Source organism: Pantoea sp. FN0307, from assembly GCF_050113815.1.
In the GTDB taxonomy this organism is placed as follows: domain Bacteria; phylum Pseudomonadota; class Gammaproteobacteria; order Enterobacterales; family Enterobacteriaceae; genus Mixta; species Mixta alhagi.
On record NZ_JBNJSO010000001.1, the window covers coordinates 854,387 to 868,118 of the forward strand.

The window sequence follows — 13,732 nt, forward strand, 5'->3', positions numbered from 1 at the left end:
CCTTACTGATTTGCAGCGTTTAACGGCGTGTTGCGTGACAGTTCGCGTCCGTAATGGCTAATTAACGCAATAACGTCTTCCATATCGGCGACGCGGGTAGTGGGGTTAAGCAGGGTAAATTTCAGGTACTGGCGTCCGTTGACTTTAGTGCCGGCCACCACCGCGTTGCCGGAGCGGAACAGCGCTTTGCGGATCTGCGCGTTGATCTCATCTGTTGTTTCATCGCTCAGGCCGGGACGGGGAATATAGCGGAATACTTGAGTGGTCAACTCCGGCGCATGCAGCACTTCGATGGCGGGATGCGCCTGCAGCAGGCAATGCGTTTGCTGTGCGAGGGCCAGTATGCTGTCAAAGGCAGCACCCAACTGCTGCGCGCCCATAATACGCAGCGTCATCCACATCTTTAGCGCATCAAAGCGGCGCGTGGTCTGAATACTTTTATTTACCAGGTTGGGCGTACCTTCCTGCTGCGCGCTCAGCGGATTGAGATAGTCGGCATGTACCGTAACGTGGCTGAGGTGTTGGCTTTCACGGACAAAGAAAGCGCCGCAGCTCACCGTCTGGAAGAAAGATTTATGATAATCCACGGTAACCGAATCAGCGTGCTCAATGCCAGCCAGGCGCGAGCGATGCTGTGACGACACCAGCAGGCCACAGCCGTAGGCGGCATCCACATGCATCCAGAGCTGGTAGTGACGGCAGATATCGCTAATCGCCTGTAGCGGATCGATGCTGCCGAAATCGGTGGTGCCTGCTGTGGCCACCACGGCAATCGGGATCAGCCTATCCTGCCGACATTGCTGGATAGCCTGTTCAAGTTTGACGGCATCCATACGGTAATGCTCATCGTGGTCAATGGCGATCACCGCATCATAGCCAAGGCCCAGAATGGCAGTTGATTTCTGAATACTGAAATGGCTCATTTTCGAGGTAAAAATACGCCATTTACCTGCCTCAGGCGGCAAACCGCGCTGTTTGATCAGATGTTCCGGGCGTTGACGCACGCACCAGCTGTCGCGCGCCAGTAGCATGGCCATCAGGTTAGACTGCGTACCGCCGCTGGTGAAAATACCGTCCGAACCGGCTGGCAGACCGATGCGCTGCAGCGTCCAGTCAATAACCTTCTGCTCAATCAGCGTACCGCCAGCGCTTTGATCCCAGGTATCTACCGAGCTGTTAACCGCGCTCATAACCTGTTCGGCCAACAGAGAAGGCAGAACGATTGGGCAGTTCAGGTGTGCTACATATTTAGGATGATGAAACCAAACCGCATCACGTAGATAGACTTCCGCCAGTTCGGCAAGCGCCGCCTGTGAATCGCCCAGCGGCTGCTCCAAATCGATATTACGTAAGGCTGGTGCCAGCTCGTGCGGCAGGATGCCGCTGAACGGCTTCTCAGTCTGCTGGATCTGATGCCGAATTAAAGTCAGCGCGCTTAAAGTCTGCTGCGCATATTGCTCCAGCTGAGCCTCGTTAAAGAAAAATTCGCTACCGCTAATGCCTGAATAGTCGCAATTGTCTGCGGCGGTCTGTTGTGTTATTGCGGAAACTAAAGCCATTTCCTGACCCTTTTTCTGGACGTAGGAACCCGTACCGCCAGTAAAAAAACTGACGGCCCTGTACGCCTGATGTTTTACGACATCAGTTAAAATTTTTTAATGTTTTGCGGGTGGGGATAATTTACCCGCAATAAAATAAAAACAGAGGAGCTACCATCTGAAGCAGATAAACCTCCTTTTTATGCGGTTATCGCGCTATTTTGTTAACATAATGCTGCGCATGAGAATGAAAATGTGATTATAAATAGCAATCATTATCATTCAATATAATTTTGATGACAGTGAAGCTATAAGTAGCATTAATGTTTAAAGTGTGATGTAGATCACGTTTATTCGGGTTTAACGTGCTGGGTACGTGCGAGGATATTCAGATAACCGGGCGAAACTCACGGATATCCACGGCGCGGTGAGCAGGAAAACAGGAGCATACAAATCAGGGAGATGGTGAGCGGGGCGCTGCGTAGCAGGTGCTGTCGTGGTCGGTAAGAACAGGGAGCTGAGGGAAAAGCTGCCGCTTCTGCGGCAGCTTACGGAATTACTCGACGCGCAGGATACGGCTGGTATTGGTGGTGCCGGTGGTGGCCATTACGTCGCCCTGGGTCACGATAACCAGGTCGCCAGAAACCAGGAACCCTTTGTCGCGCAGCAGATTAATCGCATCATGCGCTGCCGCCACGCCATCATTATTACTGTCAAAGTAGACAGGCGTGACGCCGCGATAGAGCGCCGTCAGGTTGAGCGTGCGTTCATGACGCGACATAGCGAAAATAGGCAGGCCGGAGGTGATGCGCGAGGTCATCAGGGCGGTGCGGCCCGATTCCGTCATGGTGATAATCGCCGTTACGCCCTGCAGATGGTTGGCAGCGTACATCGCCGACATAGCGATCGCTTCCTCCACGTTATCGAACTGCACTTCCAGACGATGTTTCGACACGTTGATGCTGGGAACTTTTTCCGCGCCCAGGCAGACTTTCGCCATCGCGCTCACGGTTTCAGCCGGATACTGACCCGCCGCGGTTTCAGCCGAGAGCATTACCGCATCCGTCCCGTCCAGCACCGCATTGGCGACATCCATTACTTCGGCACGCGTCGGCATTGGATTGGTGATCATTGACTCCATCATTTGCGTGGCGGTAATCACCGCCCGATTCAGCTGACGGGCGCGCCGGATAAGCGCTTTCTGAATACCGACCAGTTCCGGATCGCCAATTTCCACGCCCAGGTCGCCACGGGCCACCATCACCACGTCGGAGGCAAGAATGATATCGTCCATCGCTTCCTGGCTGGAAACGGCTTCGGCGCGTTCAACCTTGGCGACAATTTTTGCATCGCTGCCCGCGTCCTGCGCCAGACGACGTGCAATATTAAGATCTTCACCGCAGCGCGGGAAAGAGACCGCCAGATAATCAACGCCGATCTTCGCGGCGGTAAGAATGTCCGCTTTATCTTTTTCAGTAAGTGCCTCAGCAGAGAGACCGCCGCCCAGTTTGTTAATCCCTTTATTATTGGAGAGCGGGCCGCCGACGGTAACTTCGGTAAAGACTTTGTTCTCGCGCACTTCCAGCACTTTCAGCTGTACGCGGCCATCATCCAGCAGCAGCACATCACCCGGCACCACATCTTCCGGCAAGCCTTTATAATCAATGCCGACTTTTTCCTTGTCGCCTTCACCTTTTCCCAAACTGGCGTCAAGCAGAAACCGGTCGCCTACGCTGAGAAAAATTTTCCCTTCTTTAAAAGTCGAAACGCGAATTTTCGGCCCCTGCAGATCGCCGAGAATGGCGACGTGGCGTCCCAGTTTGGCAGCAATTTCACGCACTTTATCTGCGCGCAGCTGATGATCCTCTGGTGTGCCGTGGGAGAAGTTCAAGCGGACTACGTTAGCGCCGGCGGCAATGATCTTCTCCAGATTATTATCGCGGTCAGTAGCGGGGCCTAAAGTAGTAACGATCTTGGTTCTTCTGAGACGTCGAGTCATGGGTTTTCCTTAAGGTGTAAAAACCTGAGTGATGCGTAGAGTAAGTATGCGTGTTCTTTTTATGATTATTGATATAACGGCGAATTCATATTCCTTCCTGTTACGCCCGAGTGCATTGCAGGCGCTGTGCTAAAGAGCTTTTACTTTCTCGTCAAATACAATACTGACACCGGATGCTAAAGTCACTCTTCACGCGCAGTGAAGGAAAAGTTCGTTGATAACAGACAAGATTTATCGCTTCGTGGCAGCAGACAAGGACATGGAAAGCAGACGCCGACGGCGGTAAAAAAACGCATCGGTCAGCGTAACAGCGCCTGCTTAACGTTGAATGGGGAAAGGGTCGATCTCTTTATCCAGCCGTGACGGCTTTAACGCTTCTTTCACGCGTTTGAGATTATCGCGGAAGCTGGCACCATGATGTAGCGTAAAGCCGGTCGCCAGCACGTCAATCAGCATGAGCTGGGCCATACGCGACACCATCGGCATATAAATATCGGTATCTTCTGCCACATCCAGCGCCAGCAGCAGCGAGGCCTCCTGCGCCAGCGGGGAACCGGAAGCGGTAATGGCCAGTACCACCGCGCCGTTTTCGCGCGCCAGCTGAGCCAGCTCCGGCAGCGATTTCGTGCGCCCGGTGTGGGAAATCAGCACCACCACATCGCCCACGCCACTGTTAATACAGCTCATACGCTGCATAACCACATCGTCTGAATAGAACACCGGTACGTTAAAGCGGAAAAACTTATTCATGGCGTCGTGCGCTACCACGGCTGACGCGCCCAGCCCGAAAAAGCCGATCTTTTTCGCCGTGGTCAGCACCTCGACGGCGCGCTGGATCGCCCGCATATCCAGGCGTTGACGCACCTGCTCCAGACCCGCCAGCGCTGACTGAAAAATCTTGTCGCTGTAGATTTCTACCGCATCATGCTCATCAATGTTACGGCTGACCCACGGCGTGCCGGTCGCCAGGCTTTGCGCCAGCTGCAGTTTAAAATCGGGAAAGCCTTTGGTTTGCAGGCGATGGCAAAAACGGTTTACCGTAGGATCGCTGACTTCGGCGGCGGCGGCCAGCAGCGCGATACTGGAGTGGATAGCCATTTCAGGCGCGGCGAGCACCACTGCCGCAACTTTGCGTTCGGATTTACTGAGAAAGGGAAGCTGCGACTGTATTCTCTCCAACATATTGTTCATGCGGTACCGCTCATCACTTTTGTCAATTTCATATACAGGTGCATCCGATGGCTGTTTATTGCGAATATACCGCGCTATAGCCGCAGCATGGCAGCGCAGGTAAAACCTGACCTGATGTTTTTTGCCAGAATATGAGCTGTGTCTGATTTCATTGCACAAAAGCCATAGTATTTACAGGGAAACACGCCGCGTAAAAGCCGTCAGGCGTTGTTAAAATAAGCGTTTATGGCAAAAGAAGCGGGTGCTGGTTTACCCGCATCGCGCAAACACAGTACATTGTGCTGGAATAAAATTACAATAAGAGCTGGGTCACTGAGGATTATCCGGGCCCGACTCATCCTGCAACGAGGAGATAAAAATGGCGGTAACACAAACAGCCCAGGCATGCGATCTGGTTATTTTCGGTGCTAAAGGCGACCTGGCGCGCCGTAAACTGCTGCCTTCCCTGTACCAGCTGGAAAAGGCAGGTCAGATTCATGAGCAGAGCCGTATTATCGGCGTTGGACGCGCGGAATGGGATAAAGCGGAATACACCAAAGTTGTACGCGAAGCGCTGGAAACGTTCATGAAAGAAAAAATCGACGAAGCGCTGTGGGATCGCCTCAGCAGCCGCCTCGATTTCTGTAATCTGGATGTTAACGATACCTCGCATTTCCCGCGCCTGGGCAAAATGTTGGATCAACAGAACCGCGTAACCATTAACTACTTTGCCATGCCGCCCAGCACCTTCGGCGCTATCTGTAAAGGGCTGGGGATGGCGAAGCTAAATGCCAAACCCGCACGCGTTGTCATGGAAAAACCGCTCGGCACCTCGCTGGAAACCTCGCAGGAAATCAACGATCAGGTTGGTGAGTATTTTGAAGAGTGCCAGGTATTCCGTATCGACCACTATCTGGGTAAAGAAACGGTGCTTAACCTGCTGGCGCTGCGCTTCGCCAACTCCCTGTTTGCCAATAACTGGGATAACCGCACCATTGATCATGTACAGATCACTGTAGCGGAAGAGGTGGGGATTGAAGGCCGCTGGGGCTATTTTGATAAAGCGGGTCAGATGCGCGATATGATCCAAAACCATCTGCTGCAGATCCTCACCATGATTGCCATGTCGCCACCATCCGATCTCAGCGCTGACAGCATCCGTGACGAAAAAGTCAAAGTGCTGCGCTCGCTGCGCCGTATTGATCACAGCAACGTGCGCGACAAAACGGTACGTGGTCAGTACACCGCCGGGTTTGTGCAGGGCAAAAAAGTGCCGGGCTATCTGGAAGAAGAGGGCGCTAATAAAACCAGCAATACGGAAACCTTCGTATCGATTCGCGTTGATATCGACAACTGGCGCTGGGCTGGCGTGCCGTTCTATCTGCGCACCGGTAAACGTCTGCCAACCAAATGTTCGGAAGTGGTGGTCTATTTCAAAAATCCGGAAATGAACCTGTTCAAGGATTCCTGGCAAGAGCTGCCGCAGAACAAACTGACAATTCGCCTGCAGCCGGATGAAGGGGTGGATATCGAAATCCTGAATAAGGTTCCAGGTCTCGATCATAAACATAACCTGCAAACCACCAAACTGGATCTGAGCTATTCAGAAACCTTTAACCAGTCCCATCTGGCGGATGCCTATGAACGTTTGCTGCTGGAAACCATGCGTGGCATTCAGGCGCTGTTTGTGCGCCGTGATGAGGTAGAGGCCGCGTGGAAATGGGTCGATTCCATTATTGATGCCTGGGCAGCGGATAACGATGCGCCTAAGCCTTATCAGGCTGGCACCTGGGGGCCGGTTGCTTCTGTCGCAATGATTACGCGCGATGGTCGTTCGTGGAACGAATTCGAATAAGCCGCTTCCTGCTAAGCCCGCGTAATGCGGGCTTTTTTTTGCCTTAAGAATTGTCAGGTAAAAATGAACCGCAGTTTCAAAAATTGATTAAGCGCGTGGACGTCAGCGGTAAAAATCAGGTATGGTAGTTGCCGTTTCCTTTGCTGCGCGGATACGCGCCATTATTGCCAGTGGTCGGAGAGTTCGCTGGCCTCACAGGAGAAAGTGCGATGAAAAACTGGAAAACGAGTGCCGAAGCGATCCTGACCACGGGACCGGTGGTGCCGGTTATCGTAGTGAACAAACTGGAACATGCGGTGCCGATGGCGAAAGCGCTGGTGGCGGGTGGCGTTCGCGTACTGGAAGTCACGTTGCGCACGCCAGTGGCGATGGATGCCATTAAAGCCATTATTCAGGAAGTGCCGGACGCTATCGTGGGCGCCGGAACGGTGATTAATCCCCAGCAGCTGGCGGAAGTCACAGCGGCAGGCGTCCAGTTTGTTATCAGCCCGGGCATTACCGAACCGCTGCTGCAGGCAGCCACAGAAGGCACCGTTCCGTTAATTCCAGGTATCAGCACTGTTTCTGAATTGATGACCGGGATGCAGTATGGGCTGCGCGAATTTAAATTTTTCCCGGCAGAAGCCAACGGCGGCGTAAAAGCCTTACAGGCGATCGGCGGGCCTTTCCCACAGGTGCGTTTCTGCCCAACCGGCGGTATCTCGCCAGCCAACTATCGTAATTACCTGGCGCTGAAAAGCGTACTCTGTATCGGCGGCTCCTGGCTGGTGCCGAACGATGCGCTGGAAGCGGGTGACTATCAGCGTATTACCGAGCTGGCGCGTGAAGCAGTAGCTGGCGCTCGCTAAACACAATGGCTCTCCCACTGCGGGAGAGCCGTTTCCTCAACCGCTTACCCTGACCGTCGCCGCTGCCGCAACCGCACGACTAACCGCTTCCTCAACGCTTTCCGCAGTGGCCAGCGCTACGCCCATCCGCCGTTTGCCGTCGATGTCCGGTTTAGCAAACAGCCGCAGCTGTTGACCGGCACCTAATGCTTTTTCCACGTTGCTATAGCTGACATTGTTGCTCTGCAGCTCCGGTAAAATAACCGCTGACGCGGCGGGGCCGTACTGACGAATCGCCCCAATCGGCAGGCCTAAAAAGGCACGTACATGCAGGGCAAACTCGGAGAGATCCTGTGAAATCAGCGTTACCATGCCGGTATCATGCGGGCGCGGCGAAACTTCGCTAAAGATCACCTCATCGCCGCAGACAAAGAGCTCAACGCCAAATAGCCCAAAGCCACCCAGCGCCTTAACCACTTTTTCAGCGATCTGCTGAGCGCGTGCTAATGCCAGCGGGCTCATCTGCTGCGGCTGCCAGGATTCACGATAATCGCCATCTTCCTGACGATGGCCGACAGGCGCGCAGAAGTGGATGCCATCCACGGCGCTTACGGTAAGCAGGGTAATTTCAAAATCAAATGTTACCACGCCTTCAATAATGACTTTTCCCGCTCCGGCGCGACCGCCCTGTTGCGCGTAGTCCCACGCTTTTTCCAGCTGTGACGCATCGCGAATAAAACGTTGGCCTTTGCCGGAAGAGCTCATGACCGGTTTAATGATGCAGGGAAAACCCATCTCTTCTGCTGCGGCGATAAAGGCGGTTTTACTGTCGGCAAAGCGATAGCTGGAGGTAGGCAGGCCCAGCGTTTCAGCTGCCAGACGGCGAATACCTTCACGATTCATGGTCAGACGCGCCGCCTGAGCGGCTGGCACTACGCGCTGTCCCTGCTGCTCCAGCTCAATCAGCATATCGGTGGCGATAGCTTCAATTTCCGGTACCACAAAGTCGGGGCGCTCTTGGTTAATCAGCGCTTTCAGCGCTTCGCCATCCAGCATATTAATGACATGGCTGCGGTGGGCCACATGCATGGCCGGCGCATCGGCATAACGATCAACAGCGATCACCTCAACGCCCAGGCGCTGACATTCGATTGCCACTTCCTTGCCCAGTTCACCTGAACCCAACAGCATCACGCGCGTCGCACCCGGACGCAGCGCAGTTCCAAGAATCGTCATAGTACTTACCTGAAAAGTGAAGAGTTAAAAACGCGCGCAGTATATACGAAAACGTTTGCGTTGGCAGCTGCATGGAAAACTTGATCTCACTGTTTGGCCTGTTATACTGTATAAAAATACAGTATAACCCGAGGTGAGTCATGGCTGTTGAAACCAAATTTGTTGTGGTCAGAAAAGGTGAAGAAAAAATGACATTTGCCAGTAAAAAAGAAGCAGACGCATACGACAAAATGCTCGATATGGCAGAAGCTTTTACTGACTGGCTGATACAAAGTGAGCTGCCGCTGGAGGAAGCGCAACTGGAAAACCTGGGGCTGTTCCTGGCAGAACAAAAAGATGCCGTTCAGCACATTTTGCGTACCAGCAAGCTGCCGGAAGCGCAGCCAGCGCTAAAAGCCGCGAAAGCTACCGCAGCGGAAACGGATGCCGGTAAGGCGCAGGACGAAACGGCAAAAAAAGTACGCGCGGTGAAGGCCGCCTGATTGACCGGCCTGATTAACATTGCAGCCTGTTGAATATCAGCCACACTTTCCTGATAACGATCTTAAGCAGAGTGGGGTGAGCGCTCCCGTCTCATCCCGTGCTGTTTTATACAGGACAGGCAGGGTGAGGTAGCGATGTAGCCCCACAGCTTCGATGGCGCGTTTTCGCTCTACCACGGGCGATCTTTGGCGCAAGCAGGCCCGCTGCTAATCACCTGACGCTGCTGCGGAAATATCCGGCGCGGCGTTTTCTGCTATTTGCTCTCGCTTACGCTTCTTGACGTCCGGTGCTTCACACTAAGGCACACATCAAAAAAGGAGAGATTATGAGTAACTGGCTGCAGCAGGTGCAAAAAATGTTAAGCAATACGGCAATTGGCAACGCGGGCGCAAAAGCGCAGGGCGGCAGCGAAGGGTTAAGTAAAATGCTGGCGCCTGGCGCGCTCGGTGGCCTGGCCGGAATGCTCATTTCCAATAAATCTTCCCGTAATCTGTTAAGCAAATATGGCAAAAACGCGCTGGTGATCGGCGGCAGCGCGGCGGCAGGCGTCCTGCTGTGGAACAAATACAAGCAGCGAGTGCGTGAAGCCCATCAGGGTGAGCCAGAGTTTGGTCAGCAGGTGACGCCAGTGGATCAGCGTGCAGAACGATTAATCACCGCGCTGGTGTTTGCTGCAAAAAGCGACGGACATATTGATGGCGAGGAACGTAAAGCCATTGAACAAAATATCCATCAGGCAGGGTACGGCGAGCAGGCGGAGGCGCTGATTCAGCAAGCGATCAACCGTCCACTGGACCCGCACTGGCTGGCGCAGGGAATAAAAAACGAGGAAGAGGCGCTGGAACTCTATTTCCTGAGCTGTGCGGCTATTGATGTCGATCACTTTATGGAGCGCAGCTACCTGAAAGAGCTGGGCGATGCGCTGAAGATCCCTGTGGACGTGCGCGAAGATATTGAAAAAGATATTCGCGCCGAAAAAGAAAAACTGCCTTCCTGATCGCCGCAGTTAAGGCCTGTCGCAGCCTGGCGACGGGCTGCCACTTCTCTCTGACCTGCTTTTTACCGCTGCCGCTTGGCAATCATGGTCTTAACTGCCAACCTTAGTGTATGTCTGTCTGAAAACAGTAACCGTTATGATGCCACCGAAAGCGAAAAGAGTTCCTCACGAAATGACGCTGCATGATGATATGCGCGTCGATAATTACTACTGGCTACGCGACGATCAGCGTGAAGATCCAGAGGTACTGGATTATCTGCACGCTGAAAACAGCTATGGTCATAAAGTGATGCAGACCCAAAAGGCGTTGCAGGATCGCCTGCTGAAAGAGATGGTCGGACGTATTTCGCCGCAGGATTACTCGGTTCCTTACGTGAAAAACGGCTATCGTTATCAAAGCCGTTATGAGGCCGGTAACGAATACGCTATCTATTATCGCCAGCCAGCGGAGACCGAAACGCCGGAGGAGTGGGAAGTGCTGCTGGATGCCAACCGGCGCGCCGCTCACAGCGAATTTTATACCATGGGCTCGCTTGATATCAGTCCTGATAACCGCATTATGGCGCTGGCAGAAGACTTCCTGTCGCGCCGTCAGTTCGGTATCCGTTTCCGTAATCTGGAAACCGGCAACTGGTATCCCGAAGTGCTGGAAAATGTCTCTTCCAGTTTTGCCTGGGTTAACGATTCAAAAACGCTCTATTATGTGCGCAAAGATAAGCAGACGCTGCTGCCGTATCAGGTGTGGCGTCATAATGTCGGCACGCCGCAGCAGGATGATGAGCTGGTCTATGAGGAGAGTGACGACACCTTTTACCTCAGCGTGCATAAAACCACTTCGGAACATTTTGTTCTTATTGCGCTGCACAGCACCACTACAACCGAAATCCATCTGCTGGATGCTGAATATGCCGATGCGCGCCCCCGTGTTTTTGTGCCGCGCCGCAAAGGTCATGAATACACGCTCGATCATTACGATCATCATTTCTGGCTGCGCTCGAATCGTGAAGGCAAGAACTTCGGCCTGTATCGCACCAGCTATCTGGATGAATCACGATGGGAAACCATTATCGCGCCGCGCGATCATGTGGTGATGCAGGATTTTCAGCTGTTTCGTGACTGGCTGGTGGTTGAGGAGCGCCAGCGTGGGCTGTCCAGCCTGCGTCAGATCTGCTGGCGTACCGGCGAAACCTTTGGGATCGCCTTTGACGATCCCGCCTATGTGACCTGGCTGGCCTATAACGCTTCGCCGGAGACCAGCAAGCTGCGCTACGGCTATTCATCCATGACTACCCCGAGCACGCTGTTTGAACTGGATATGGATACCGGCGAACGGCGCGTATTAAAACAGACGCAGATTAACGGCTTTGACTCCGCTAACTATAAGAGTGAGCACTTATGGATCAAAGCGCGGGACGGCGTGGAAGTGCCGGTTTCGCTGGTCTATCACCGCCAGCATTATCAGCCGGGGAAAAATCCGATGCTGGTGTATGGATATGGCTCTTACGGCACCATTATGGATGCCGATTTCAGCTCCAGCCGCCTTAGCCTGCTGGATCGCGGCTTTATCTATGCATTAGTTCATGTGCGCGGCGGCGGCGAACTGGGGCAGCAGTGGTATGACGACGGGCGTTTACTCAACAAGATGAACACCTTTCATGACTTTCTCGACGTAACCGATGCGCTGGTTCAACAGGGCTATGGCGATCCACAGCGGCTCTATGCAATGGGTGGCAGCGCGGGCGGTCTGCTGATGGGAACGGTGATAAATCTACAACCTGAGCGTTTTCATGGCGTCGTGGCGCAGGTGCCGTTTGTGGATGTGGTCACCACCATGCTGGATGAGTCGATTCCGCTTACCACCGGCGAGTATGACGAATGGGGCAACCCTGACGATCCAGAGTATTATCACTACATGAAACAATACAGCCCATACGATAACGTCACCGCTCAGCACTATCCGCATATGCTGGTAACCACCGGCCTGCATGATTCTCAGGTACAGTACTGGGAGCCGGCCAAATGGGTTGCTAAGCTGCGCGAGCAGAAGACCGATAAAAATCTGCTGCTGCTCTGTACCGATATGGATTCCGGCCACGGCGGGAAATCGGGACGTTTTAAATCTTATGAAGGTGTCTCGCTGGAATTTGCTTTCATTATTGGCCTGGCGCAGGGCACGCTGCACGGCAGCAGCGGCTATTAATCATCCTGATTAACCTGCTTCTGCAATGCATTGCGCAGGGCAGGTTTAAGATCCGGGATGGCCTCCAACATCCAGCGCAGATAGCCCGGATCGCGTTTAGCTACGTCAGCAACAGGACGCCCGCGATATTTACCGAACGGCATCACGTCCACTTCCGCTGCGGTTTGCTGCATGCGCGTAGCCATATGCGCCGCATCCCAGCCGGAGGTTTCCATAATGCGTATCAGCAGCGCGGCGGTGACATAACAGTCATAGAGCGCCCGGTGTGCGTGCAGGTCTGCTGGCGGCGTAACATCCAGCCGCAGATGCTGACGCAACGCCTGATTGCCATAGGTTAAACCGGGCCACAGCTGGCGAGCCAGCTTCATGGTACAGATCCATTCGCCATGCATTTCCGGCAGCATGCGCCGATCAAAGCTGGCATTGTGCGCCACATAATAGGCGCTACCCCGATAGCGGCTGATTAAGGCTTCAATTGGCGGCTTATCCGCTACCATGGCTTCACTGATGCGATGTACGGCCATCGCCTGACGGCTAATAGGCCGGTCCGGACGCACCAGATCGCTCATGGGATTAACGATCTGGCCGTCAATCACATCGACGGAAGCAATTTCAACGATACCGCCCTGTAAACCACAGGTTTCAGTATCAATCACGCGGAGCATAAAGCCTCTTAGCGCTGACGCGCACTGTTATTTCTTCGGTTCCCATGGCAGGCGGGAAAGGTTAATCGAGGTTTGTCGATGATGCATCAGACGCTGGCGGAACCAGTCGCGTAGCGCTTCTGGCTGCTCACGCTCAACGATTTCCGCTACCACCGGCATATTGTAACGCTCTTTGAAGGCGACGCCAGCGGCAGCCAGGTCGACATTCACTTTATCTTTTTCTTCCTGCGTTAATGTTGCCAGGTTGTTAGACATTTTTTGCTCCTGTGTATAAGCGCCGCAGGGCTTATATTGAATCGCCGTTAATGCCTCGACAGGCTTAAGTACGGGAGGTATGCTGCGGCCTCGTTGGTGACAACCACGATAGTTTACAGGATGAAATCATGTTGAAAACCCGCTTCTCTGCTTTACCTGGTGCAGCCGCCCTGGTACTGACAGTTGCCTTTTCTCCGGCTGCGCTGGCCCATGCCCATCTGAAATCGCAATATCCCGCCGCGAATGCCAATGTAGAAGCCTCGCCGCAGGCGCTGACCCTGACATTCTCTGAAGATATTGAGCCCGCTTTCAGCGGCGTTGATATTGTTGCCGCTGACCAGCAGACGATGCCGGTAGCTGAAGTGGAGCGTGCGCCTAAACAACATAATCAGCTGATTGTGCCACTGGAGAAACCGCTGTCCAGTGGGAGCTATCAGGTAAACTGGCATGTACTGTCGGTAGATGGTCACCGAACCAAAGGAAGTTACACTTTCAGCGTGAAATAGT

12 protein-coding genes are annotated in these 13,732 nt (G+C 53.6%); 6 read left to right on the forward strand and 6 right to left on the reverse strand.

Annotated features, from left to right (window positions below; all coding sequences use genetic code 11):
- Positions 1 to 2: 2 nt before the first annotated feature.
- From ACQE3Z_RS03925 to ACQE3Z_RS03935, 3 genes are all read right to left on the reverse strand, one after another.
- A complete protein-coding gene (locus tag ACQE3Z_RS03925; protein ID WP_426972260.1) occupies positions 3 to 1,559 on the reverse strand; it encodes a pyridoxal phosphate-dependent decarboxylase family protein in 1,557 nt (518 codons plus the stop codon).
- Between the two features lie 535 nt (positions 1,560 to 2,094).
- On the reverse strand, positions 2,095 to 3,537 hold the full coding sequence (gene pyk, locus ACQE3Z_RS03930) for a pyruvate kinase (RefSeq protein WP_085071466.1): 1,443 nt from the start codon (positions 3,535 to 3,537) through the stop codon (positions 2,095 to 2,097).
- A gap of 318 nt (positions 3,538 to 3,855) precedes the next feature.
- Positions 3,856 to 4,728, reverse strand: coding sequence for a MurR/RpiR family transcriptional regulator (locus ACQE3Z_RS03935; protein ID WP_426972262.1), 873 nt, complete (start codon positions 4,726 to 4,728; stop codon positions 3,856 to 3,858).
- 358 nt (positions 4,729 to 5,086) lie between these two features.
- On the opposite strand from ACQE3Z_RS03935, the gene zwf reads away from it, so the two are divergent.
- Both zwf and ACQE3Z_RS03945 read left to right on the forward strand, forming a co-directional pair.
- The gene (gene zwf, locus ACQE3Z_RS03940; protein WP_085071467.1) at positions 5,087 to 6,562 is read left to right on the forward strand and encodes a glucose-6-phosphate dehydrogenase; all 1,476 of its coding nucleotides are present in this window, start codon (positions 5,087 to 5,089) and stop codon (positions 6,560 to 6,562) included.
- A 209-nt stretch (positions 6,563 to 6,771) separates the two neighbouring features.
- Positions 6,772 to 7,410: a bifunctional 4-hydroxy-2-oxoglutarate aldolase/2-dehydro-3-deoxy-phosphogluconate aldolase gene (locus ACQE3Z_RS03945; RefSeq protein WP_426972264.1), complete on the forward strand. Its 639-nt coding sequence runs from the start codon at positions 6,772 to 6,774 to the stop codon at positions 7,408 to 7,410.
- Positions 7,411 to 7,446: 36 nt separating this feature from the next.
- On the opposite strand, the gene purT is transcribed toward ACQE3Z_RS03945, so the two are convergent.
- On the reverse strand, positions 7,447 to 8,625 hold the full coding sequence (purT, locus tag ACQE3Z_RS03950; RefSeq protein WP_426972266.1) for a formate-dependent phosphoribosylglycinamide formyltransferase: 1,179 nt from the start codon (positions 8,623 to 8,625) through the stop codon (positions 7,447 to 7,449).
- 140 nt (positions 8,626 to 8,765) lie between these two features.
- Between purT and ACQE3Z_RS03955 the strand changes: the two genes are divergently transcribed.
- The 3 genes from ACQE3Z_RS03955 to ACQE3Z_RS03965 all read left to right on the forward strand — a co-directional run bounded on the left by ACQE3Z_RS03955 (position 8,766) and on the right by ACQE3Z_RS03965 (position 12,305).
- Entirely contained in the window at positions 8,766 to 9,107 is a 342-nt protein-coding gene (locus ACQE3Z_RS03955) for a YebG family protein (protein ID WP_426972268.1), read from the forward strand.
- Positions 9,108 to 9,433: 326 nt separating this feature from the next.
- Positions 9,434 to 10,105 carry a tellurite resistance TerB family protein gene (locus ACQE3Z_RS03960; RefSeq protein ID WP_426972269.1) on the forward strand — a complete coding sequence of 224 codons (672 nt, stop codon included), beginning with the start codon at positions 9,434 to 9,436 and terminating at the stop codon, positions 10,103 to 10,105.
- Positions 10,106 to 10,241: 136 nt separating this feature from the next.
- Positions 10,242 to 12,305, forward strand: a complete 2,064-nt coding sequence (locus tag ACQE3Z_RS03965; protein WP_426972270.1) for a prolyl oligopeptidase family serine peptidase — start codon at positions 10,242 to 10,244, stop codon at positions 12,303 to 12,305.
- Here the strand turns inward: ACQE3Z_RS03965 and exoX are convergent.
- Positions 12,302 to 12,970, reverse strand: coding sequence for an exodeoxyribonuclease X (gene exoX, locus ACQE3Z_RS03970; RefSeq protein ID WP_426972272.1), 669 nt, complete (start codon positions 12,968 to 12,970; stop codon positions 12,302 to 12,304). The genes ACQE3Z_RS03965 and exoX overlap by 4 nt on opposite strands.
- Positions 12,971 to 12,997: 27 nt before the next feature.
- A complete protein-coding gene (locus ACQE3Z_RS03975) occupies positions 12,998 to 13,225 on the reverse strand; it encodes a DNA polymerase III subunit theta (RefSeq protein ID WP_085071474.1) in 228 nt (75 codons plus the stop codon).
- A 128-nt stretch (positions 13,226 to 13,353) separates the two neighbouring features.
- Here ACQE3Z_RS03975 and yobA point away from each other — a divergent pair, with 128 nt between their 5' ends.
- On the forward strand, positions 13,354 to 13,731 hold the full coding sequence (gene yobA, locus ACQE3Z_RS03980) for a CopC domain-containing protein YobA (RefSeq protein ID WP_426972273.1): 378 nt from the start codon (positions 13,354 to 13,356) through the stop codon (positions 13,729 to 13,731).
- Position 13,732 lies beyond the last annotated feature (1 nt).

What these genes read in the sequence shown, in the direction of transcription:
- ACQE3Z_RS03965 (WP_426972270.1), top strand. Translation starts at nt 10,242, where the DNA reads ATGATGCCACCGAAAGCGAAAAGAGTTCCTCACGAAATGACGCTGCAT.
- yobA (WP_426972273.1), top strand. Translation starts at nt 13,354, where the DNA reads ATGTTGAAAACCCGCTTCTCTGCTTTACCTGGTGCAGCCGCCCTGGTA.
- ACQE3Z_RS03945 (WP_426972264.1), top strand. Translation starts at nt 6,772, where the DNA reads ATGAAAAACTGGAAAACGAGTGCCGAAGCGATCCTGACCACGGGACCG.
- purT (WP_426972266.1), bottom strand. Translation starts at nt 8,625, where the DNA reads ATGACGATTCTTGGAACTGCGCTGCGTCCGGGTGCGACGCGCGTGATG.
- ACQE3Z_RS03925 (WP_426972260.1), bottom strand. Translation starts at nt 1,559, where the DNA reads ATGGCTTTAGTTTCCGCAATAACACAACAGACCGCCGCAGACAATTGC.
- pyk (WP_085071466.1), bottom strand. Translation starts at nt 3,537, where the DNA reads ATGACTCGACGTCTCAGAAGAACCAAGATCGTTACTACTTTAGGCCCC.
- ACQE3Z_RS03960 (WP_426972269.1), top strand. Translation starts at nt 9,434, where the DNA reads ATGAGTAACTGGCTGCAGCAGGTGCAAAAAATGTTAAGCAATACGGCA.
- exoX (WP_426972272.1), bottom strand. Translation starts at nt 12,970, where the DNA reads ATGCTCCGCGTGATTGATACTGAAACCTGTGGTTTACAGGGCGGTATC.
- ACQE3Z_RS03975 (WP_085071474.1), bottom strand. Translation starts at nt 13,225, where the DNA reads ATGTCTAACAACCTGGCAACATTAACGCAGGAAGAAAAAGATAAAGTG.
- ACQE3Z_RS03955 (WP_426972268.1), top strand. Translation starts at nt 8,766, where the DNA reads ATGGCTGTTGAAACCAAATTTGTTGTGGTCAGAAAAGGTGAAGAAAAA.
- ACQE3Z_RS03935 (WP_426972262.1), bottom strand. Translation starts at nt 4,728, where the DNA reads ATGAACAATATGTTGGAGAGAATACAGTCGCAGCTTCCCTTTCTCAGT.
- zwf (WP_085071467.1), top strand. Translation starts at nt 5,087, where the DNA reads ATGGCGGTAACACAAACAGCCCAGGCATGCGATCTGGTTATTTTCGGT.